19 protein-coding genes are annotated in these 22321 nt (G+C 70.0%); 17 read left to right on the forward strand and 2 right to left on the reverse strand.

Going from position 1 to position 22321, the window contains the following annotated elements; all coding sequences use genetic code 11:
• Positions 1 to 4: 4 nt before the first annotated feature.
• The 14 genes from gspD to AN478_RS08205 all read left to right on the forward strand — a co-directional run bounded on the left by gspD (position 5) and on the right by AN478_RS08205 (position 14657).
• On the forward strand, positions 5 to 1969 hold the full coding sequence (gene gspD / locus AN478_RS08140; protein WP_176758748.1) for a type II secretion system secretin GspD: 1965 nt from the start codon (positions 5 to 7) through the stop codon (positions 1967 to 1969).
• Positions 1966 to 3633, forward strand: a complete 1668-nt coding sequence (gspE, locus tag AN478_RS08145; RefSeq protein ID WP_082432964.1) for a type II secretion system ATPase GspE — start codon at positions 1966 to 1968, stop codon at positions 3631 to 3633. The genes gspD and gspE overlap by 4 nt, the downstream gene beginning before the upstream one ends.
• Position 3634: 1 nt before the next feature.
• Complete coding sequence (gene gspF, locus AN478_RS08150) at positions 3635 to 4846, forward strand: type II secretion system inner membrane protein GspF (RefSeq protein ID WP_054966120.1); 1212 nt, start codon at positions 3635 to 3637, stop codon at positions 4844 to 4846.
• Positions 4847 to 4912: 66 nt separating this feature from the next.
• Positions 4913 to 5377 carry a type II secretion system major pseudopilin GspG gene (gspG, locus tag AN478_RS08155; protein ID WP_399354197.1) on the forward strand — a complete coding sequence of 155 codons (465 nt, stop codon included), beginning with the start codon at positions 4913 to 4915 and terminating at the stop codon, positions 5375 to 5377.
• Positions 5349 to 5873 (forward strand): GspH/FimT family pseudopilin, encoded by a 525-nt coding sequence (locus AN478_RS08160; RefSeq protein ID WP_074471324.1) that lies wholly within the window; start codon positions 5349 to 5351, stop codon positions 5871 to 5873. The genes gspG and AN478_RS08160 overlap by 29 nt, the downstream gene beginning before the upstream one ends.
• Complete coding sequence (gspI, locus tag AN478_RS08165; protein ID WP_054966122.1) at positions 5870 to 6361, forward strand: type II secretion system minor pseudopilin GspI; 492 nt, start codon at positions 5870 to 5872, stop codon at positions 6359 to 6361. Before AN478_RS08160 ends, gspI begins: the two co-directional genes overlap by 4 nt.
• Positions 6358 to 7023 (forward strand): type II secretion system minor pseudopilin GspJ, encoded by a 666-nt coding sequence (gene gspJ, locus AN478_RS08170; protein ID WP_054966123.1) that lies wholly within the window; start codon positions 6358 to 6360, stop codon positions 7021 to 7023. Before gspI ends, gspJ begins: the two co-directional genes overlap by 4 nt.
• Positions 6980 to 7945, forward strand: a complete 966-nt coding sequence (gspK, locus tag AN478_RS08175) for a type II secretion system minor pseudopilin GspK (RefSeq protein WP_082432965.1) — start codon at positions 6980 to 6982, stop codon at positions 7943 to 7945. Before gspJ ends, gspK begins: the two co-directional genes overlap by 44 nt.
• Entirely contained in the window at positions 7946 to 9208 is a 1263-nt protein-coding gene (gspL, locus tag AN478_RS08180) for a type II secretion system protein GspL (RefSeq protein WP_082432966.1), read from the forward strand.
• Between the two features lies 1 nt (position 9209).
• On the forward strand, positions 9210 to 9716 hold the full coding sequence (gene gspM / locus AN478_RS08185) for a type II secretion system protein GspM (protein ID WP_054966126.1): 507 nt from the start codon (positions 9210 to 9212) through the stop codon (positions 9714 to 9716).
• Positions 9713 to 10495: a type II secretion system protein N gene (gene gspN / locus AN478_RS08190; protein WP_054966127.1), complete on the forward strand. Its 783-nt coding sequence runs from the start codon at positions 9713 to 9715 to the stop codon at positions 10493 to 10495. The genes gspM and gspN overlap by 4 nt, the downstream gene beginning before the upstream one ends.
• 28 nt (positions 10496 to 10523) lie before the next feature.
• Positions 10524 to 12554 (forward strand): NAD-dependent DNA ligase LigA, encoded by a 2031-nt coding sequence (ligA, locus tag AN478_RS08195; protein WP_054966128.1) that lies wholly within the window; start codon positions 10524 to 10526, stop codon positions 12552 to 12554.
• 85 nt (positions 12555 to 12639) lie between these two features.
• Entirely contained in the window at positions 12640 to 12990 is a 351-nt protein-coding gene (locus tag AN478_RS08200; RefSeq protein WP_054966129.1) for a hypothetical protein, read from the forward strand.
• Positions 12987 to 14657 (forward strand): ABC1 kinase family protein, encoded by a 1671-nt coding sequence (locus tag AN478_RS08205; RefSeq protein ID WP_054966130.1) that lies wholly within the window; start codon positions 12987 to 12989, stop codon positions 14655 to 14657. The genes AN478_RS08200 and AN478_RS08205 overlap by 4 nt, the downstream gene beginning before the upstream one ends.
• A gap of 21 nt (positions 14658 to 14678) precedes the next feature.
• On the opposite strand, the gene AN478_RS08210 is transcribed toward AN478_RS08205, so the two are convergent.
• The gene (locus AN478_RS08210) at positions 14679 to 15317 is read right to left on the reverse strand and encodes a TIGR04211 family SH3 domain-containing protein (protein ID WP_054966131.1); all 639 of its coding nucleotides are present in this window, start codon (positions 15315 to 15317) and stop codon (positions 14679 to 14681) included.
• A 210-nt stretch (positions 15318 to 15527) separates the two neighbouring features.
• A complete protein-coding gene (gene mutS, locus AN478_RS08215) occupies positions 15528 to 18116 on the reverse strand; it encodes a DNA mismatch repair protein MutS (protein WP_054966132.1) in 2589 nt (862 codons plus the stop codon).
• Between the two features lie 119 nt (positions 18117 to 18235).
• Between mutS and AN478_RS08220 the strand changes: the two genes are divergently transcribed.
• The 3 genes from AN478_RS08220 to AN478_RS08230 all read left to right on the forward strand — a co-directional run bounded on the left by AN478_RS08220 (position 18236) and on the right by AN478_RS08230 (position 22205).
• Positions 18236 to 18658, forward strand: a complete 423-nt coding sequence (locus tag AN478_RS08220; RefSeq protein WP_054966133.1) for an archease — start codon at positions 18236 to 18238, stop codon at positions 18656 to 18658.
• 27 nt (positions 18659 to 18685) lie between these two features.
• The gene (locus AN478_RS08225) at positions 18686 to 20116 is read left to right on the forward strand and encodes an RtcB family protein (RefSeq protein ID WP_054966134.1); all 1431 of its coding nucleotides are present in this window, start codon (positions 18686 to 18688) and stop codon (positions 20114 to 20116) included.
• 274 nt (positions 20117 to 20390) lie between these two features.
• A complete protein-coding gene (locus AN478_RS08230) occupies positions 20391 to 22205 on the forward strand; it encodes a hypothetical protein (protein WP_054966135.1) in 1815 nt (604 codons plus the stop codon).
• Positions 22206 to 22321: the final 116 nt, after the last annotated feature.

The following is a 22321-nucleotide window of genomic DNA, read 5'->3' on the forward strand; positions in this document are numbered from 1 at the left end:
GGGTATGGGACACGTACAGACACGCCTTCCGGAACCTGTCTTTCCGCGGGCGATCCTGCTCGCCGTTTTCCTCCTGGCCAGCCTGGCCGTCTGGTCCGGAAAGGCACGGGCGGAGGTCAACTTCGATTTCGAGGATGCCGACCTGCGGGCGGTCATCCAGGCGGTGGCGGAGTTCAGCGGCCGGAACTTCCTCGTGGACCCCAGGGTGGAGGGCAAGGTGACCGTGGTCGCCCCCACCGCCCTCACCGAGGAGGAGGCCTTCAAGGCCTTTGAGTCGGTCCTGGAGGTGAACGGCTATATGACCGTCCGGGAGGGCGGGGTCACAAAGATCGTGCCCCAGGAGGAGGGGAAGCACCGGGCCATCGAGGTGAACGAAGGTGAAGACGGCGACCGCATGATCACCAAGGTGGTCCGCCTGGAACACGTCTCCGCCCAGCGCATGGTGCCCATCCTTCGCCCCCTCGTGCCCGCCTACGGCCACCTGGTGGCCTACCCGGACACCGCGGCCCTGATCCTCACGGACCGGGCCTCCAACATCAACCGGCTCACGAACATCATCGATCGGCTGGACAAGCCCACCGAGGCCGGGGAACTGGAGGTGATCCCCCTCTCCAACGCCTCGGCCAAGGAGCTTGCCGATATGCTCGGCCGGCTCTACACCGACCAGGGGCAGGAAAACGAGGAACAGACGGTAGTTCTGGCCGATCCGCGCACCAACAGCCTGATCATCCGCGGCCGGGAGACCACCCGGGAGGAGATCCAGGAGCTCGCCGACGGGCTGGATACGCCCACCGGAACCGAGGGCAACACCCGGGTCATCTACCTGAAGAACGCGGACGCCGAAGACATGGTGGAGGTGCTGGAGAGCACGGTCACCGAGGAAAATGGCGGTGGCCAGGAAGGCGCCGGGGCCGTTGCCGACATCACCATCAAGGCCGACTCCCAGACCAACGCCCTCGTGGTACGGGCCTCCAAGTCCGACTTCCGGGCCATCAAGGGGGTGGTGGATAAGCTCGACGTCCGCCGCCTGCAGGTCTATGTGGAGGCCCTCATCGCCGAGATCTCGGTGGACCAGGCCCGGGAGTTCGGCATCCAGTGGCAGGCCTCGGAGAATCTGGAGGACGGCACCGGGGTGGTGGGTGGAACCTCCTTCTCCGTCGGTGACAGCATCCAGGCCAGCGCCCAGAACCCCTTGGGCCTTGGCTCCGGCCTCAGCGTCGGCTACGTGGACGGCACGCTCGAGCTTCCCGGCGGCACGGAAATCATCAACATGGCCGGGCTACTGCGGGCCCTGGAAACCCGCAGCCACACCAACGTCCTGTCCACGCCCAACCTCCTGACCATGGACAACGAGGAGGCCGAGATCATGGTGGGCCGGAACGTGCCCTTCGTGACGGGCTCCTACAGCTCCACGGACACGGGGGCGGGCTCGGCGGTGCAGAACCCCTTTCAGACCATCGAGCGCGAGGACGTCGGCCTGACCCTGCGGATCACGCCCCAGATCACCGAGGGCAGCGCCATCAAAATGAACATCTACCAGGAGGTCTCCAGCGTGGACCAGCGCGGCGAGGCCCGGGACATCGTCACCCGCAAGCGCTCCCTGGAGACCACCGTCATCGCCGAGAACGACCGGATGATCGTCCTCGGCGGCCTCATCCAGACCGACAATCAGGAGAGCGTTCAGGAGGTGCCGATCCTGGGCCGGATCCCCATCCTGGGGAACCTTTTCCGCTACAAGCGGACTAGTGAGACGAAGACCAACCTCATGGTCTTCCTCCGCCCGCGCATCGTGCGGGGCCCGGAGGATATGACGGAGCGCACCAGCACCAAGTACGACTTCATCAAGGACCTTCAGAAAGACGAGGGCTCCCAGGAGGAAACTCCGCCGCCCATGGAGGAGTGGGAGCGCATCGCGCCCCGGGATCTGAACGGGCCAACCAACGGCAACGGAGAAGAAACGGAGCAATGAGCCTGCCGCCCCCCTCCACCATCACCCCCGAGGAATGGCGGGAAGCCTTGGAAGCCCAGAGCGGCGACAGTCTGGCCGCCGCCCGCCAGCTCATCGATCGGGGCAGCCTGAGCGAGGCCTCCTGGGCGATGGAGCGGGCCCGCCACCTGGGGTGGGCGCACGAGGCGGATCCCGACCTGGGGCGGATCGACCCGGAGGTGGCCAGCTTGCTGGGTTTCGGGCAGGCACGCCGCCTTGGCGTCCTTCCCGCCTACCAGGAGGATCAGGGCACGGTCGTCTGGGTGCGCCCCGATGTGGCCTGGGAGACGCTCCTCGAGCTGCAGGGGGAGCTGGGGACCGATTACCGGCCGGTCATGATTCCGGAGGAGCCTTTCAACCGCGCCCTGCAACGCGCCTTCGAGCGCACTGGAGCCGCCGCCGACGCCGTGGAGGACCTGGGCGATGCGGTGGACCTGGACGCCGCCTCCGCGGGACTTCCGGAATCGGCGGACCTCCTGGACAGCCAGGACGACGCGCCCATCATCCGCCTCCTCAACGCCGTGATGACCCAAGCCATCGAGGAGGGGGCCTCCGACGTCCACATCGAGCCCTTCGAGTCCCGGGTGGTGATCCGCTACCGCGTGGACGGGGTCCTGCGGGACCTGGTGGAGCCCCCGCCGGGCCTGTCGGGCCGCATCGCCGCGCGCGTCAAGGTCATGGCCCGCATGAACATCGCGGAGCGCCGGGTGCCCCAGGACGGGCGCATCAGCCTGCGCCTGGCCGGCCGCACCGTGGACGTGCGCGTCTCCACCCTGCCCACCCAATACGGCGAGCGGGTGGTCATGCGGATCCTGGAGAAGGAGCAGGGCCCCCTGACCCTGGCCCAGATCGGCATGCCGGAGTCCATCCGCAACCGCTTTGAGGACCTCATCCGCTCGCCCTACGGCATCTTCCTGGTGACCGGCCCCACCGGCTCCGGCAAGACCACCACCCTCTACGCGGCCCTGCAGCGGGTCCGCAGCCCGGAGATCAACATCATCACGGTGGAGGACCCGGTGGAGTACGACCTGGAGGGGGTGGGGCAGATCCCGGTGAACGCCAAGACCGGCATGACCTTCGCCCGCGGGCTGCGGGCCATTCTCCGCCAGGACCCCGATGTGATCATGGTGGGCGAGATCCGCGACCTGGAGACGGCCGAGGTCTCGGTGCAGGCCAGCCTCACCGGCCATCGGGTCTTCAGCACCCTGCACACCAACGACGCGGTGGGCAGCATCACCCGCATGGTGGACATGGGGGTGGAGCCTTACCTGGTGGCCTCGAGCCTGCTGGGCGCCATGGCCCAGCGCCTGGTGCGCAAGCTGTGCCCCGATTGCCGAACGCCCCAGGAGGCCGACGAGGGCGAGCACGCCCTCCTTGGGCTCGGTCCGGAGGAGCCCGCCGTCATCCATCACCCGGTGGGCTGCGAGGCCTGCGGATACACGGGATACCGGGGCCGTACGGGCATCTACGAGCTCATGACGGTGAACGAAGAGCTGCGCCACCTCATTCACGACAGCCGGGGCGAGCAGACCCTGCGGCAGGCCGCCCGCGAGGGGGGCATGACCACTCTCCGCGAGGACGGCATCCGGCTGGTGCTCGCCGGGGAGACCAGCCTCGAGGAAGTCCTGCGCGTGACCCAAGCCTGATATGGCCGCCTTCGAGTACCAAGCCCTCGACGCGCGCGGACGCAACCGCAAGGGCATCCTCACCGGGGACTCCCCCCGCCAGATCCGGGCCCAGCTCCGCGACCAGGGCCTCTATCCGGTGGAAGTGCAGCCCGTGGCCGAGCAGGGGACCCGGCAGGGCCGTCCCATGCTCGGCGGCCGGGTCTCCGCCTCCGGGTTGGCCCTCCTGACCCGGCAGCTGGCCACCCTGGTGCGCGCGGGCATGCCCCTGGAGGAGGCGCTGCGCGCCCTTGGCGAGCAGGTCAGCGGCCGGCAGCTGCAATCGGTGGTGGCGGGAGTGCGGGCCCAGATCACCGAGGGTGCCACGCTCACGGAGGCGTTGGGCAGCTTCCCGCGCACCTTTCCCGAGCTTTACCGGGTCATGGTGGAGGCGGGGGAGGCCTCCGGCCGCCTCGAGGAGGTACTGGACCGCCTCGCCGACTACACCGAGCAGCGCCAGGCCATGCGCCAGAAGCTGGGGGTGGCGCTGATCTACCCCATCCTGGTCACCGTGGTGGCCGTGCTGGTGGTCGTGGCCCTGCTCACCTACGTGGTCCCCGAGGTGGTGCGGGTGTTCGAGAGCACGGGGCAGACCCTGCCGCTGCTCACCCGGGGCCTGATCGCCTCCAGCGATTTCCTGCGGGCCAACGGTCTGTTGCTGGTGGTGCTGCTCGGCGGAGCGGCCCTGCTGGCCACCTACGCCCTGCGCAGGCCGCGCGTGCGCTACGCCTTCGATCGCATGCTGCTGCGTCTGCCCTTCATCGGGCGCCTGTCCCGGACCATCAACTCGGCGCGTCTGGCCCGCACCCTGGCCATCCTCACCGAAAGCGGGGTGCCCCTGCTGGAGGCCATCCGCATCGGCGGCCGGGTGGTCCGCAACCAGCCCATTCGCGAGGCGGTGGAAGAGGCCGCGGTCACGGTCCGGGAGGGCGGGCGGCTGCACACCGCCCTCGGCCAATCCGGCTACTTCCCGCCGCTCATGATCCACATGCTCTCGGCGGGCGAGGAGAGCGGGGAGCTGGAGAAGATGCTGGAGCGGGCCGCATCCAACCAGGAGCGCGAGCTGGAATCGGCGGTTTCCGCCGCTACGGCCCTTATGGAGCCGGTTTTGATCCTGGTGATGGGCGGCATCGTGCTGGTCATCGTACTGGCGATCCTGCTGCCCATCTTCGAGATGAACCAGATGGTGGGCTAGAAGGTGTTTCAACCAGACCGGTTCGGCGTATACCGGCCGAACAAGGAGAGAATGATCTTGATCCGCATCCCATTCGTACCCGCGACCCAGGCCGCCCCCGCTCCGCACGATCGGCGCGGCGAGGAGGAGGGCTTCACCCTCATCGAGCTCATGGTGGTGGTGGTGATCCTGGGCATCCTGGCCGCCGTGGTGGTCCCGCGCGTAATGGACCGGCCCGCCCAGGCCCGGGTCACGGCGGCGAAGAACGACATCCGGGCCATCCAGTCGGCCCTGGACATGTACAAGCTGGACAACCATCGCTATCCCACCACGGACCAGGGGCTCGAGGCGCTGGTGGAGGAGCCCACCTCCGACCCCGAACCGCCCAACTGGAACGGCTATCTGGACCAGGTTCCCAAGGACCCCTGGGGCAACCCCTATCAGTACCTGAACCCCGGCAAGCACGGCGAGGTGGACATCGTGAGCCTCGGGGCCGACGGCCGCGAAGGCGGCGAGGGCGAGAATGCCGACATCGGCTCCTGGGAGCTGTAGGCAGGGCTTCTCGTGCACGGCCCCGGCCGGGCAGGACGGCTTCACGCTGCTGGAGATCCTGGTGGTGATCGCCCTGGTGGCGATCATCACCGGCCTCATGGTGCCTTCCTTGAATGGGGGAGGCGGCCGGGGTGTCGCGGAGGCCGCGGACCGCATGGTCCTGTTGGTGAACCAGGTGCGGCAGGAGGCCATGCTCTCTTCCCGCACCTGGCGGGTGGTCCTGGATACGGAGGAGCGCTCCTACCGCTTCCAGGTGCGCCAGGGCCAGGAGTTCGAGCGGGTCAAACAGTCGCCCTTCGCCTCCGTGCGCCAAGATCCCGACATAGAATGGGCGGGTCTGTCCATAAACGGCGAGGAGGCGGCCGGCGAGGGGGAGGTCTACCTGTACCCCACCGGCGAGCAGGACGCCTTCCGGCTTACCCTGGGGGATGAGGATATCCGGCGAACCGTGGTGCTGGACCCGGTGGGCCGGGCCCGCGTGGAGCGGCCGGAATGACGGCGTCCGGCCGTCGGGATGCGGGATTCACCCTGGTGGAGGTCCTCGTGGCCCTGGCCGTGGTGGCCTTCGCCTTGGCCGCACTCTGGAAGGGCCTGAGCCAGGGAATCGCCATCTCCCAGGGCCTCCCCGACCGGCTCATGGCCCGCTGGGTGGCCGAGAACCGGGTGGTCCTCCATCAGGCCCGGAAGGACTGGCCCGAGACCCGGACCTATGAGGGCTCCAGCGAGATGGGTGGCCGGGAGTGGTTCTGGCGGGAGCAGGTGCGGGAGACCGAGGAGGAGGCCCTGCGCCGCATCAGCGTGGAGGTGGGGCCCGGCGAGGACGAACGCGACCTGGCCTCCCTGGAGGGGTTCCTGCGGCAGCCCCGGGAGGAAACGCCCACGGGAAATCAGGGTCCTGGAAACCAGGGGCGGGGTAACCAGGCACCGGGGGAGCAACGGCCAGGCGGGCAAGGTCCGGTAGAGCAGGGAAGGGAACAGCCATGACCCGTTCCCCCGGAAACCGGGAGGCGGGCATGACCCTGCTGGAGGTGCTCATCGCCCTTGCCGTTTTTGCCCTGGTGGCGGCGGCAGGGTACACCGCCCTCAGCCAGGGCCTGCGGACCGAGGAGCGGCTCCAGGATACCCGGGCCTTCTGGCAGCGGCTGGGGTCGGTGCTCAGCCTCATGCGGCGCGACCTCGGCCAGGTGCGCAACCGTCCCCCGCGCAGCCCGGCCGGGGAGTGGACATTGGCCTTCGAGGGCTCCGAAAGCGGCGCGGCCATGGGGGGCAGGACGGGCGAGGACACGCTGTTCCGCTTCGTCCGGGGCGGCAGCACCTCCTTCCGCGAGGGGCCGGCCAGCCCCTATCGGCGGGTGGCCTACCGGCTGCGGGAGGGCGAGCTTTTCCGCCTCACCTGGCCCCGCCTGGACGCCCCGACCGGCCTCGAGCCCCGGGAGGTGGCGCTTATGGACGGCGTGGAGGAGGTGACGATCCGGTACCTGGCCGGCCAGGATCGGCGCTGGGCCCAGCGATGGCCCCGAGGCGGGGCCGGGGCAGGCCCGGGCGGGAGCGCGGACGCCGGCCTGCCGCGGGCCGTGGAAATTACCCTGGAATTCGAGGAGCATGGCCGTTTCGAGCGTGTCTTCCATGTCGGCCACCCGCGATGAGCGGGGCGTGGCCCTGGTCACCGTGCTCCTGATCGTCACGGTGCTGACGGCGGTGGTGGCCCGGCTCAGCCTCTCCAACGAGGTCTGGGTGCGCCAGGTGCAGGGGGACGGCGCCCTCGCGCAGGCGGACCAGGTATCCCGGGCGGCCCAGCACTGGGTGGGAATGCTCCTGGAGCGGGACACCAACGAATTCGACGGCCACACCGACCTCTGGGCCCGGCCCATCCCCCCGATCCCGGTGGACTGGGGCGAGCTCAACGGCCGGGTCGAGGACCTCCAGGGGCGGTTCAACCTGAACAATCTGGTGACGGCCGAGGGCGAGGTGGATCCCGTGGCCCACCAACAGTTCCAGAGGCTTCTCCGGATCCTGGAGCTGGATCCGGGGATCGCCGATGCTGCGGTGGACTGGATCGACCCCGACCAGACCCCCTACGGCGGGGGCGGGGCCGAGGACGGCATGTACCAGGGTCGACAGCCCCCCTACCTGGCGGCCAATCGCCCCTTCGGGGAGGCGGAGGAAATCCGCCTCCTGCGGGGGGTGGACGGCGAGGCCTGGCAGGCCCTGGAGCCCCACATCACCGCCCTGCCGGAGGCCACCGGGGTCAACGTCAATACCGCCTCGCCCGAGGTACTCGCCGCGGTGGTGGAGGCCTGGGGATCGCCCCGCGTGGCCCTGGGCGAGGCGCAGCGATGGGCGGCCAAGACCAGCGAGGAGCCGTTCGCCGACCCCGCCACCTTCGCCGCCCAGGCCCTCGGCGACGGCCCCGGGGGGGAGACGCCGCCCAACCTCACCGTGCAGACGAACTATTTCCTGGTGCGGACCGAGGCGAGCTTCGGCTCGGTATCCCGGAGCCTGGCCACGGTGTACCGTCGTTCCGGGGGAGAGGCCCGAATCATCCGCCATAGCACGGAGATCCGATAGGTGGCGTTACGTGGAGAGTACTGGTGGGTCCGCCTGCGGCCGGACGGCCTGGACTGGGCCCGCTGCATGAGCGGCGAGAGCACACCCCGGCAGGAAGGGCGGTGCGTGGATTGGTCGGAGCTCCCCGCTCCGGCCGGGGCCCGCCTCATGCTCTGCGTGCCCGGCGAGCGTGTCCGGGTCCACCGGGTACACCTTCCGGCCGGGAGCCGCCGCCGTCAGCGGGCCATCCTCCCCTACGCCCTGGAGGAGCAGCTGCTCCGGGATCCGGGCGAATACCACTTCGTTCCCCTGCCGCGCCCCAAGAGCCAGCCGGATACACCCGTCGCCGTGGTGGAGCGGGAGCTCATGGACCAATGGCTGGACGGGCTGGAGGAGAACGGCTGGCGGCCCCGGGTCCTGGTGCCCGAATTTCTGGCCGTGCCCCCGCCGCCCCCTGGGACCTGGTTCCTGGATGCGGCCGAATCGCCGTTCCTCCTGCGCCTCCCCAGTGGGGGCGGGGGCGCCGCCCTGCCCGGCACCCTCGGCAGCCAGCCCCCGGGCTCCCTTCTGCTGGCCCTGGAGCAGGCTCGCGTGGCGCCGGCCATCCTCCGGGTGCGGGTCGCGGATGAGGAACAGCGGGCCCGGGTGGCCGAGTGGTCCGCATGGCTGGAGCCCCGGGAGCTGGATCTGGAGATCCAGGAGGACAGCCGGGCGCGTTCCGCTTGGCTGGCCCGCCAGGAGCAGCCCCGTGCGGGCTGCAACCTGCTCACCGGGCCCTACGCCTCCCGCGAGGATCCGCGGGTGTGGGGGCGCCGCCTGGCCCCGGCCGCCGGCCTGGCGCTTGGTTTGCTGGTGGTGGCCGGCATCCAGTGGGCTCTGGAGGGCCAGCGCATCAGCGCCGAGCACGCCCGCCTGGAAGCGGCCATCGAGGACACCTACCGGGAGGCCTTTCCCGACGCCCGCAATCTGGTGGATCCGCGCTACCAGATGGAGCAGGCCCTGGAACGGCTCCGCCGGCGCGGGCAGGACACGGAGGAGTCCGACGGGTTCCTGGAGCGGATAGCGCGGCTCGCCCCCCGGCTTACGGAGGCGGGGGAGGACGCGGAGGTGGAGTCCCTCGCCTATGAGCGCGGCGAGCTGACCCTGGAGGTCAGCATGGCCGATTACGAGGCCCTGGAGCGATTGCAACGGCGCCTGGGAGAGAACGGCAGCGTGGAAGTGGAAAATGCGGAAATGCAGGACGGCCGGGTGAACGCCAGCCTCCGCCTCCGGGAGGAGGGCTGAGGTGCTCCGGGAATGGTGGCGGGAGCGCCCCCCCAGGGAACGGGCCGTACTTGCCGGGGGCGGGGCCGCGCTCTTGCTGGTGCTCGCCTATCTCCTCATCGAGCCCCACCTGGCGGAGCGCCAGCGCCTCGCCCGGGAGATCCCGGAGCTGCGTGAGGATCTGTCCTGGATGCGGGAGCATGTCGCGGAGGTCAAGCGCCTGGGCGGCGAATCCGCCGGCCCCGCCTCCGGTTCGGTGGAAGGGGAGCGCTCCTTCGGGCCGGCGCTGGTGGAGGACTCCCTGCGGGGGGCCGGGCTGGCCGACGAGGTGGAGACCCTGCGCTCCTCCGGGGACGAGGGGGTGCAGGTGGCCTTTACCCGGGTGGCCTTCCCGGAGTTGGCCGGTTGGCTGGGCGACCTCCGACAGCGTTCCGGGGCGAAGGTGCGCACCGCCCGCATCCAACGGAACGAGGAGCAGGAAGGGGTGGTGGAGGCGGAGCTCACCCTCGTCCCGGGAGAGGAGCCGTGAAAAAACGCTGGGTACGGCTGATCGGCCTGGGGGTGGTGGTCTACCTCCTGGCCCTTGTGGTTCAATTCCCCGCCTCCTGGGCCCTGCACTGGGCCCGCGGCTCGGTCCCGGATACGGTAGCCTGGGAAGGGGTGGAGGGCACCGTCTGGAGCCCCCGTTTCCAGCGCGTCGCCGTCTCCCTGCCCAACGGCGGCCGGCTGCTCATTGGTCCCGGGGAGGTTCGGATGCAGCCCGGCAAGCTCCTGACCGGGGAGCTGGGTTATACCTTTCGCGCCGAGCTTCTCGGCGGCCAGGTGCGGGGTCGGCTGAACCACGGCTTCGGGGACCGCTGGGAAATCCCCGAGATCCAGGGCCGCCTGGACCTGGCCAACCTCGGCGAGGTGGATCCCCGGCTGGCCATGGCCGAGGCCCGGGGTGGGCTGCTCTTCGCCGGCCAGGAACTCCACGGCGGCTCCCTTCCCGAAGGGGGGCAGGTCCGGGCCACCCTGGAAGACCTGCGGGTGGGCCTGGTCCCCACAGCCGGGCCCCTGGGGGAGTACGCCCTGGAGGGTGAGGTCTCGGGGCCCGGCCGGCTGGAGGGTACGGTGGAGACCCTCAACGGGGGCACGCTGGACATCAGCGGCCGCTACCGGGTGGACCTGCAAGCTCGGACCTACCGGTTCAACGGCGAGGGCCAGGCCGGCGCCGAGGCCCCCGAGGTGCTGCGCGACATGCTTCCCATGCTCGGCACCGTGCGCGACGGCCGCGTGACCATCCGGCAGCAGGGCCGCCTCCCGTAGCGAGGCAAACAGCAACCACGGGGCTCCCATGGCCGATCGAGGCAGCGACCAGGACGACTACCGACGTCTCCAGGATCTCCGCGAGCAGCTGCACTACCACAACTACCGGTATTACGTCCTCGACGACCCGGAGATCCCCGACAGCGAGTACGACCGGCTGCTCCGGGAGCTGCAGGAGCTGGAGGCCCGCCATCCGGAGTGGGTGACGCCGGACTCCCCCACGCAGCGGGTGGGCTCGGCCCCGCTGGACGAGTTCCCCGAAATCCGGCACGCGGTCCCCATGCTGTCGCTGCAGAACGCCTTCAGCGACCAGGAGGCCTACGACTTCGACCGCCGGGTCCGCGACCTGCTGGAGACCGACGAGGCCGTGGACTACACGGTGGAGCCCAAGCTGGACGGCCTGGCCGTCTCCCTGATCTACGAGGACGGCGTCCTCCTGCGCGGCGGCACCCGCGGCGATGGCTACCGCGGGGAGGAGATCACCTCCAACCTGCGCACCATCCGCCAGATCCCCCTGCGCCTGCGCGGCTCCGGCTGGCCGTCCCGGCTGGAGGTGCGCGGTGAGGTGTATATGAGCAAGGCCGGCTTCCAGCGCCTCAACGAGCGCCGCCGGGAACGGGGCGAGGCCGCCTTCGCCAATCCCCGCAACGCCGCCGCCGGCAGCCTGCGCCAGCTCGATCCGCGCATCACCGCCGAGCGCCCATTGGAGATCTCCATCTACGGCCTCGGCGAGGTGGACGGCGACATCGGAGAGCGCCACAGCGAGGTGCTGGAGCGGCTGCGCGGCTGGGGATTCCCCATGGTCCGGGAGGTGCGCGCCGTCCGGGGCATCGAGGCCTGCCTGGAGGCCTACCGGGGCCTCCTCGACCAGCGCCATGACCTGGCCTACGAGATCGACGGGGTGGTCTACAAGGTGGACCGCTTCGATTACCAGGAGGAGCTGGGCAGCATCGCCCGCTCGCCGCGCTGGGCGCTGGCCCACAAGTTCCCCGCCCTGGAGGAGCTGACCCGGATCCGCGACATCGAGCCCTCCGTGGGCCGCACCGGGGCAGTGACCCCCATCGCCCACCTGGACCCCGTGGAGGTGGCCGGGGCCACGGTCTCCCGGGCCTCCCTGCACAACCAGGACGAGATCGACCGCAAGGACGTCCGCATTGGCGACTGGGTGATGGTCCGCCGCGCCGGGGACGTGATTCCCGAGGTGGTCAAGGTGGTCACCGACCGCCGCCCCCCCGACGCCAGGCCCTACCGCCTCCCCGACACCTGCCCCGTGTGCGGCTCCCAGGTGATCCGCCCGGAGGAAGAGGCCATCGCCCGCTGCACCGGGGGCCTCTCGTGCCCGGCCCAGCGCCTGCACACCATCCTCCACTTCGCCAGCCGCCGGGCCATGGACATCGACGGCCTGGGGGAGAAGATCGCCCAGCAGCTCATCCACCGGGACCTGGTGCACACCCCCGTGGACCTCTACCACCTGACGGTGGAGGATCTGCAGGGGCTCGATCGCATGGCGGAGAAGTCCGCCACCAACCTGGTCAACGCCATCGACGCCAGCCGCGACACCACCCTGGCGCGGTTCATCTACGCCCTGGGCATCCTGCTGGTGGGGGAGGCCACGGCCCAGGGGCTGGCCAGCCATTACGGCACCCTGGACGCTTTGGTGTCCGCCGACGAGGAGGAGCTCCAGGAGGTCCCCGACGTCGGCCCGGCGGTGGCGAGCTCCATCGTCGCCTTCCTCCGTCAGCCCCACAACCAGGAGGTCATCGACGGCCTCCGGGGGGAGCTTCGGATCGAGGAGAGCGGCCAGGGTTCTACCGAGGGGCCCGACCTTTCGGGACTCCGCCTGGTGCTGACCGGGACCCTGGAGCGCTGGACCCGGGACGAGGTTCGGGCTGCCCTGGAGTCCCGGGGCGCCCGGGTCACGGGCTCGGTGTCGGCCAAGACCGACTATGTGGTGGCCGGGGCAGACCCGGGTTCCAAGCGGGACAAGGCCGAATCCCTGGGGGTTCGGATCCTGGACGAGGAGGGCCTGGAGCGGCTGCTTCACGAGGGGGCTGCCTGAACCCCGTGGCTTGTTCCGCGCCTCTTCTGCTAGGGTCCTAGGTACGAATAACCCCCATACCCCCAGCGAGAAAGGGAGCGGGAGGATGCGCGAGCGGCTGAGGACCGCGGTGGATGTCGCCCTGGGGGCGGCGGTAACCGGCTGGCGGGGCGCGCGGCGGCGTGCGGCCGGGCTGGCGGAGACCGGCCGGGCCAGTCGTGAGCGCTTCCAGGAGCGCGTGGACCGGGAGACGGAGACCTGGCGGGAGTCGGGCCGGGAGTCGATCCACGAGGTGGAGGAGCGCGTCCGGGAGGAGAGCACCCGGGTGCTGCACGGCATGCACCTCGTGACCCGCGAGGACCTGGAGGGACTGACCCGCCGCATCACCCAGCTCCAGGCCCGGGTGGCCGAGATGGAGCGCCGGATGGCGGATTCCGACACGGGAAACCGGGAGTGAGCCGGTTCGGCTTCGACGGGCTCCGGCAGATCAATCGGCTGCGGGAGGTTCTGGGGGTACTCGCCCGCTATGGGTTCGGCGAGCTGGTCCAGCAGCTGCGGCTGGGGCGCTTCCTGCCCTCCTGGGCCCGGAAGGGCCCCGAGCGGGCCCGGGGGCTGACCACCGCCGAACGGGTCCGCCGGGTCTGCGAGGAGCTGGGGCCATCCTTCATCAAGATCGGTCAGATCCTGTCCACCCGTCCGGACCTGCTGCCCCCCGACTGGATCGAAGAGCTCTCCAACCTCCAGGGGCGCCTGCCCCCCATCGAGTTCGCCGACATCGAGGAGGAGCTGCGCGCCGCCTGGGGGGACGAGGGGTGGCACCGGCTGGCCCGCTTCGACCGCGAGCCCATGGCCACCGCCTCCATCGCCCAGGTCCACCGGGGCACCCTGGACACGGGGGAGGAAGTGGCGGTGAAGGTGCGCCGGCCGGGGATCCAGGGGCAGGTGGAGGTGGACCTGCGGATCCTCAAGCGGCTCGCCCAGCTGGCCGCCGACCATATCACCGAGCTGGCCCACCACGATCCGGTGCAGATTGCCGAGGAGTTCTCGGAGAGCTTCCGCGCCGAACTGGATCTCACCCAGGAAGGGCGCAACCTGGAACGGTTCCGGGAGAACTTCCGCAACCGGCGCGAGGTACGGTTCCCCGAGGTGCACTGGGAATACACCCGGGAGACGGTGCTGGTGACCGAGCTCATCGACGGCCCCATGGCCCTCACCCCGCCCGAGGAGCTGGACGAGCTGGGCTACGACCGCCACCGCCTGGCCCGCGTGGGCGCCCGGGCCTTCCTCAAGATGATCATCCAGGACGGCTTCTTCCACGCCGACCCGCACCCGTCCAACGTCATCTTCCCGGAGCCCGACCGAGTCTGCTTCATCGACTGCGGCATGGTGGGCCGGCTTCGGCCCGAGCTGCGCGAGCAGCTCCTGGGCCTCCTGCTCGCCCTCATCGAGCGCAATTCCGAGGAAGCGGTGGACGCCTTCCTCAGCATCGGCCGGGCCCCGGCGGACCTGGACCGGGACCAACTGCTGCTCCATGCCGAGCGCTTCATCGAGCGCTACCACAGCGTGCGGTTGGAGAACCTGCAGCTCGGCGAGATCCTGCTCGAGTTCGTGCGCCTCATCCGGGCGCACCACATCACCCTCCCGCCCGACCTGGCCCTGCTCGCCAAGGCCCTCATCACGGTGGAGGGGCTGGGGCAGGTCCTGGACCCCGAATTCGACATGGTCTCCGAGGCCGAGCCCTACCTGCGGGCGGTGATGCGGGCGCGCTATCGCCCGGACCAGATGGCCAGGCGCATGCTGGGCCGGGTGGAGGCGGGGGGCGCGGAGACCCAGGCGATCTACCGCGATTTCCGCAGCGCCCTGCGCCGGTTGGGGCAGGGCACCCCCATCCAGTTCGAGTTCCGCCAGCTGCGCAGCCTGGAGCAGGAGCTGGACCGGGCCAGCAACCGCATCGCCTTTGCCCTGGTGGTTGCCGCCCTGGTCATCGGCTCCGCCCAGCTGGTGGTGGCGGGAGCGGGCCCGGAGGTCTACGGCCTGCCCATGTTCGGCCTGGTGGGCTTCGGCGTGGCGGCCTTCTTCGGCCTGTGGCTGATCGTGGCCATCTCTCGCTCGGGGCGCCTCTGACGCCCCGGCGCTTGCCTCCGCCTACAGCTCGTAGCGGCGCTTCTTGCGGAAGCGGATGCGCGGCAGGATCAGGCCCACCAGCATCCCGGCAACAACCACGCCGGCCCCGCGGGTGAACCAGGTCTGGGCGGAGAGGTCCTGAAGCTGCCTGTTCTCTTCCTGCAACCGCTTGAGCTCCTCGGCCTGCTCCTGGTTGCGCCGCTCCAGGGTCTCCGCGCGCTCTTTCAGGGCGACCGCGTTGGAGCTTGTCTCCTTGAGCTCCTCGAGCTCCCGCTTGAGCTCCCCGTTTTCCTGCTGCAGAGCCTCCAGCTCTTCGCGCTGCCCCTCCATCTTTTCCATGCGGGCCTGGTTGCGTTCCATGCGCTCCCGCATGTTGGCGATCCGGTCCCGCGCCGGCCGCTCGTCCATCAGGTAGCGGGTCAGGACCCAGCCTTCCGTGCCGGAAGGCGTCCGGACGCGGGAAAACCCTGCCTCCCGGTCCACCTCCAGGACTTCCAGCGGGGTGCCGCTATCGGGGGACGCCAGGATCTTGTGCTGGACGGACTTGCCGCGCCGGAGCGTAATCTCCAGCTGGTCGCTGACGTAGCGGGTCTCCGCCTGGGCAGCGATAGCCGAGAAGGCAAGGAGAAGCATGAGCAGGAATGTGGTCTTGCGTAGCATTTCTTGGAATTCTAAAACCGTATGGGATGGCCTTGTTCGGGCCTAGATGATGCCCATTTCCCGGCCCGGGTTCAAACCCCATTGCACTCCGGAACGCCAACATTCGGAATAAACTCCTGATTTCAAGCCGCCTTTTGGATTAGAAATTTCCTGTATTCCCATAAGGGATACTGAAGAGGAAGGGGAGGGCTGGAGGCATCCAGGGCAGGGTCAGGACTTCCGGGCGCTCGCCAGGCCCTGGAGCTCGTAGAGAAGCTCCAGGGCCTGGCGGGGGGTGAGGCTGTCGGGATCGGTCTCCCGCAGGCGCTCCACCAGGGGGTCCGCGGCGCTGCCGAACAGATCGAGTTGCGGGGCCGGCTGGGGATCTCCGGGCTCGTGGGTGGGGGTGACGGCCCCCGACTCCAGCTCTTCCAGGAGGTCACGGGCGCGCTCGATGACGGGGGCGGGGAGGCCGGCCAGGGAGCCCACCTGCAGGCCGTAGCTGCGGTCGGCCGCGCCGTCGCGCACGGTGTGCAGGAAGATCACCCGGTCGCCGTGCTCCCGGGCGGAGACGTGGACGTTGGCCACCCCGGAGAGCCGGTCGGCCAGATCGGTGAGCTCGAAGTAGTGGGTGGCGAACAGGGCCCAGGAGCGGTTGTGCTCGGCGAGGCGCTCGGCGCTGGCCCACGCCAGGGCGAGCCCGTCGAAGGTGGAGGTGCCGCGGCCGATCTCGTCCATGAGCACCAGGGAGTCGGGACCGGCGTTGTGGAGGATGTTGGCGGTCTCGGTCATCTCCACCATGAATGTGGAGCGCCCGGAGGCGAGGTCGTCGCGGGCGCCGATGCGGGTGAAGATGCGGTCCACCGGGCGCAGGCGCGCCTCAGCGGCGGGCACGTAGCTGCCGGCGTGGGCGAGCAGGGTGATAAGGGCCACCTGACGCATGTAGGTGGACTTGCCGCCCATGTTGGGGCCGGTAATGAGCAGCATGCGCCGCCGGTTGTTGAGGATCAGGTCGTTGGGCACGAAGGGATCGCTGCTGGCGGCCTCCACCACGGGATGGCGGCCCTCCCGGATGGTGAGGGAGCGATCCTCGGTCCATTCCGGCTGCACGTAATCCAGGGCCTCGGCCCGCTCGGCGAAGCAGGCGAGCACGTCCGCCTCGGCGATCGCCTGGGCCAGGGGCTGCAGGGCGGGCAGGTCGGCCCGGAGGGACTCCACCAATTCCTCGAACAGGGCCTTCTCCCGGGCCAGGGCCCGCTCGGCGGCCGAGAGGGCCTGCTCCTCGAAGCGCTTGAGCTCGGGGGTGACGAAGCGCTCGGCGTTCTTGAGGGTCTGCTTGCGGATGAAGCGCTCCGGGACCTGGCCCAGGCGCGACTTGGACACCTCGATGTAGTAGCCGTGCACCTTGTTGTAGGCCACCTTGAGGGTGTCGATGCCGGTGGCCTCCCGCTCCTCGGCCTCCAGGCGAACCAGGTAGTCGCCGGCGTTGTCGCCCACGTCCTTGAGCTGGTCCAGCTCGGCGTCGAAGCCGGGCCGGATGAAGCCGCCGTCGCGCACCGTGGCCGGAGGCTGATCCACCAGGGCGCGCTGGAGGTGGCCCACCCATTCCGGTTGCGGGGGCAAGGCCTCCGCCAGCTCCGCGAGCCGGGGGCTGTCGTGGGACTCCAGGACCTCGCGCAGCGCGGGGACTACCGCCAGGGTCTCGCCTAGCTTCTTGAGGTCCCGCGGATTGGCCGAGCCCAGGCCGACCCGGGTCAGGATCCGTTCCATGTCCCCGGCGCGGTCCAGGATCTCGCGCACCTCCAGGAACCGGCCGCGGTCCAGCAGGGAGCCCACCGCCTGGTGGCGCCGGCGGAGGGCCTCCATGTCGCGCAGGGGCCGGTTCAGCCAGTGACGCAGGAGCCGCGCTCCCATGGGGGTCACCGTACGGTCGATGACGCCCACCAGGTGGGTGTCGCCCTCTCCGGAGAGGGTGCGGTCGATCTCCAGGTTGCGGCGGGTCGCGGCGTCCATGACCACCGTCTCCGCCGTGCGCTCGCGCTCCAGGGTGCGCACGTGGGGCAGCAGGCCCTTCTGCGTCTCCCGGGCGTAGATCAGCAGGGCCCCCGCCGCGGGGAGGCCGGCGGAAAGGCCCTCGCAGTCGAAGGCCGAAAGGTCCCGGGTGCCGAACTGCTCGGTGAGGTACTCACGGGCGGTGTCCTCCTGGAAGCCCCAGGTGGGGCGCGGCTGGGCCCGGTCCCGGTAGGGCGGGCCCACGCTCTCCGGGAGGGCGTGGCCCTCGGGGAGGAGGATCTCCGCAGGGTCGAGGCGCGTCACCTCACCGCCCAGGGACTCCTCCGAGTCCAGTTCCGTTACCGTGAACCGCGCCGTGGACAGGTCCAGGGCGGCCAGGCCCCAACGGTCCCCCTGCGGCCCGGGTACCACCGCGGCCAGGAAGTTGTTGGCCCGCTCCTCCAGCAGGTGGGATTCGGTGAGGGTGCCGGGGGTAACCACCCGGACCACCTTGCGCTCCACCGGCCCCTTGGCGGCGTTGGGGTCGCCCATCTGCTCGCAGATGGCCACCGATTCTCCCGCCTTCACCAGCCGCGCCAGGTAGGGCTCCAGGTTGTGTACCGGGACCCCGGCCATGGGGATGGCCTGGCCGCCGCTCTCGCCACGCTGGGTGAGGGTGATGTCCAGCAGCCCCGCGGCGCGCTGCGCGTCCTCGAAGAAGAGCTCGTAGAAGTCCCCCATGCGGTAGAACAGCAGGATGTCCGGGTATTCCGCCTTGATGCGGAGATATTGCTGGACCATGGGGGTGTGGGCGTTGGCCTGGGTCATGGGTGCTCGCGTCTGGTGCAGGGAGTAGGGGAACCCACGGACGGGGCGCCGCTTGAGCGGCCCGGGAAACGGTAACATACTCAAATTTTGCCGCGCTTTCAGGTGCCGGAGGCAACGCGATGGCGCAGTCCGGATGGTCCCACTACGAGCACCAGGCCGATGTGGGGATCCGCGCCTTCGGTCCCACCCTGGAGGAAACCCTGGTCCAGGCCGCCCTGGGCCTGACGGCGGTGATTACCGAGCCCGAGGCGGTGGTCCCCCAGGATCCCGTTCCCATCGAGGTGTCCGCCCCCGATCCCGAATTCCTCCTGGTGGAGTGGCTCGACGCCCTCGTCTACGAGATGGCCACCCGTTCCATGCTGTTCGGGGCCTTCGAGGTGTCCCTGACGGAGGAGGGCCTGGCCGCCACGGCCTGGGGCGAGCCCGTGGACCGGGCGCGCCACCAGCCCGCCGTGGAGGTGAAGGGGGCGACCCTCACCGACCTGCGGGTAGCCCGAACGGAGGCCGGCACCTGGACGGCCCAGTGCGTGGTGGACGTCTAGACCGGAACCCCACGGGAGGAGGCTGGCATGGATATCGACCGGCTGCACAAGGTGGACGACTTCCAGTGGGTGCTGGAGCCGGAAAGGGCCATGCGGGTGCCCGGCGTCCTCTATGCGGACGAAGCACTGCTGGAAGGCATGGACGACCGGGTCCTGGAGCAGGTGGCCAACGTCGCCGCCCTGCCGGGGATCGTCAAGGCCTCCTACGCCATGCCCGACGCCCACTGGGGCTACGGCTTTCCCATCGGCGGGGTGGCGGCCTTCGACCCCGACGCCGGCGGGGTGGTCTCCGCCGGCGGGGTGGGCTTCGACATCTCCTGTGGCGTCCGCACCCTGCGCACCGGAGTCACTGAAGAGGATATCCGGCCGCACCAGAAGGCCCTGGCCGATATGCTCTTCCACCGCATCCCGGCGGGCCTGGGCAGCCACGGCAAGATCCACCTGTCCCCCGGCCAGATGGACGACATGCTCGCCGGCGGGGCCCGCTGGGCAGTGCAGGAGGGCTACGGCGAGCCGGAGGACCTGGAGCGGATCGAGGAGTACGGCTGCATGCCCGGCGCCGACCCCGGCCAGGTTTCCGCACGGGCCAAGGAGCGCCAGAAGGACGAGATGGGTACCCTGGGGTCCGGGAACCACTACCTGGAGGTGCAGAAGGTAGCCGCGGTCTACGATCCGGATACCGCCAGCGCCTTCGGCCTCCGGGAGGGCGACGTGGTGATGACCATCCACTGCGGCTCCCGCGGGCTGGGCCACCAGATCGGCACCGAGACCCTGAAATCCATGGCCCGGTCCGCCCCCGGGCACGGCATCGAGCTGCCCGACCGCGAGCTGGCCTGCGCGCCGTTGCGGTCTCCGGAGGGGCAGGCCTACCTCGGCGCCATGCGGGCCGGCATCAACTGCGCCCTGGCCAACCGGGAGATCATCACTCACCTGGCCCGGCAGGGCTTCCAGGACATCTTCCCCGAAGCGACCCTGGAGCTCCTCTACGACGTCTCCCACAACACCTGCAAAGAAGAGGAGCACCGGCTGGACGGGGAGACCCGCCGCCTGTTCGTGCACCGCAAGGGCGCAACCCGGGCCTTCGGCCCCGGCAATCCCAATCTGCCCCGACCCCTGCGCCCCGTGGGCCAGCCGGTGCTCATCGGCGGCACCATGGGCACCGCCTCCTACATCCTGGTGGGCGAGGAGGGCAACGAAACCCGCTCCTTCGGCAGCTCCTGCCACGGCGCCGGGCGGCGCATGAGCCGCAACCAGGCCAAGAAGCAGTGGCGCGGCGACCAGGTGGTCCGCGAGCTCGCCCACCGGGGCATCCTCATCCGCAGCCCTTCCATGCGCGGCGTGGCCGAGGAGGCCCCCGGGGCCTACAAGGCCGTGGAGGAAGTGGTGGAGGCGGCGGAGTCCGCCGGGCTATCCCGCCGGGTCGCCCGTGTGGAGCCCCTTGTCACCATCAAGGGATAACACCTTACCACCGCGAGCCTTTCTTTCCCGCTCACCTTCCCCTCATTCGCTCGCGGAATTTCCCGCTTGGCATGTTAGTGACAATTAATGTAGGGTCTTTCCGGGCTTCGCCAGAGCCGGAGGGAAGCCCGCGTGTTCTGATCCGGCACCGAACGAGGGGAGCATGGGGGGGAATAGGCCTCGAATTGCATGGTTGGTACTTGCCGGTACGCTTGCCGGCGCCCTGTTGCTGGCGGGATGCGGTGATTCGGCGGGGGAAGGGGGGAACCCCGCCTTGGCGGACGAGGACTCCGCCACCCAGACCCCCGGAAACGATTCCGAAAATCAATCGGAAGGCGGATCGGGGGGGGCCACGGAAACCGATGGCGGCGAGGCGGTGCCGGAAACGGGAATCGCCCCGTTCGAGCCCCACTGGGGCAAGGTAGGGGTCTTCACCGAGGCTACCACCTGCCAGCGGTGCCACCGTGCCTCTCCCGAAGGGGCCACCCCCGCGGTGATGCGCTACCCGGACGCCGACGGCGCGGACGTGAGCCCGGCGGGCGGGTGGGGCGGCAGCATGATGGACCAGGCCTTCCACGACCCCTATTACCAGGCGGTGGTGGCCGAGGAGGCCGAGCGGTTCCCCCACTACGCGGGGGATATCGAGGACAAATGCCTGACCTGCCACGCGCCCATGGCCCGCACCCACGCCCACCAGACGGGCACCGGGCTGTCCGGCGAGAACTGCCAGCTGAATCCTGACGGCTGCTTCCGCATGGAGACGGCCTGGGGCCAGGAGCACGCCCGGGAGGGGGTGAGCTGCACGGTCTGCCACCAGATCCAGGACGACGGCAGCCTGGGGACCAAGGAGGGCTACTCCGGAAAGTACTCCATCTCCGCGGACCCCTCCACCCCCGAGATCTTCGGCCCCTTCGAGAATCCCCGGGGCACCGGCATGGCCAACATCTCCGGCTACACCCCGGTCCATGCCCCCCACATGGACCGATCCGAGACCTGCGCCACCTGCCACAACCTGTACACGCCCACCTTCGATCTGGAGGGCAACCCTACCGGGGACGAGTTCCTGGAGCAGGGCCCTCATCTGGAGTGGAAGAACAGCCGCTTCGCCGGCGAGCGCTCCTGTCAGGACTGCCACATGCCGCAGCCCGAGGATGGGTACGCCACCCGCATCGCCGTCCGGCAGAGCGGCGAGCCGCAACCGGCCCTGCCCGAGCGCACCCCCTTCCATCGCCATGCGCTGCTGGGCGGCAACGCCTACATGCTGGATGTCATGGAGGAGTTCCGGGAGGAGCTGGGCCTGCGTCCGGGCGTGGAGGAGCAGCTGGAGGAAAAGGCCGAACAGACCCGGGCATTCCTGGGCAATCAGGCCGCCGAACTGCGGATCCCCCGCCTGGAACGCTCGGGGGCCGAGCTTCTCGCGGACGTGGAGATCCACAACCTTACCGGACACAAGCTGCCCACCAGCTTCCCCAGCCGGCGGATGTGGCTGCACCTCACCGTCACCGACGCGGAGGGCGAGGTGGTGTTCGAGTCCGGGGCGGTGGACGAGAAGGGCCGGCTTCTCATGGGCAGCGACCCCCTCCGGGAGAACTGCCTGGCGGTGGAGAAGCCGGAAGGGTTCACCAATGCCGGCTGCTACGAGCCGCACCGGAACGAGATCCGGTCCGAGGAGGAGGTGGCGGTGTACGAGGCGGTGCTTGGCGATGTGAACGGGCATGTCACCCACGTGCTCCTGCACGCCGATACCTACCTCAAGGACAACCGCATCCCGCCGGAGGGCTTTACCGAATCCGGGGCGGGATTCGTTCCGGATACGGCGGTGGCCGGGGCGGCCCGGGAGGACGGCGACTTCAACCGCAACGCCGACGGCCCCGGATCCGGCCGGGACACGGTCCATTACCGGATCCCGTTAGCGGAGGCTCAGGGGTCGTTGACGGTCCGGGCCGAGCTCCGCTATCAGACCATCCGGCCCAGCTTCGTAGAGGGCCTCCATGCCGAGGATGAGAAGGTGGGCCGGTTCAAGGCCATGTACGGGGCCATGCCACCGGCGGTGGAACAGTTGGCGGTCATGGAGCGGAGCCTGCCCTGACCGGCCCCGGGCCCACCCTCGAACCTGTCCGGCCGCGGCTCTGCCCGCGGCCTTTTTTTGGCCCTGCCTGCCCGCGCCATTTCCCTCTCCAGGGCGTTTCCATCCCTGCAGGGGAA

This window comes from Thiohalorhabdus denitrificans, from assembly GCF_001399755.1.
Lineage (GTDB): Bacteria > Pseudomonadota > Gammaproteobacteria > Thiohalorhabdales > Thiohalorhabdaceae > Thiohalorhabdus > Thiohalorhabdus denitrificans.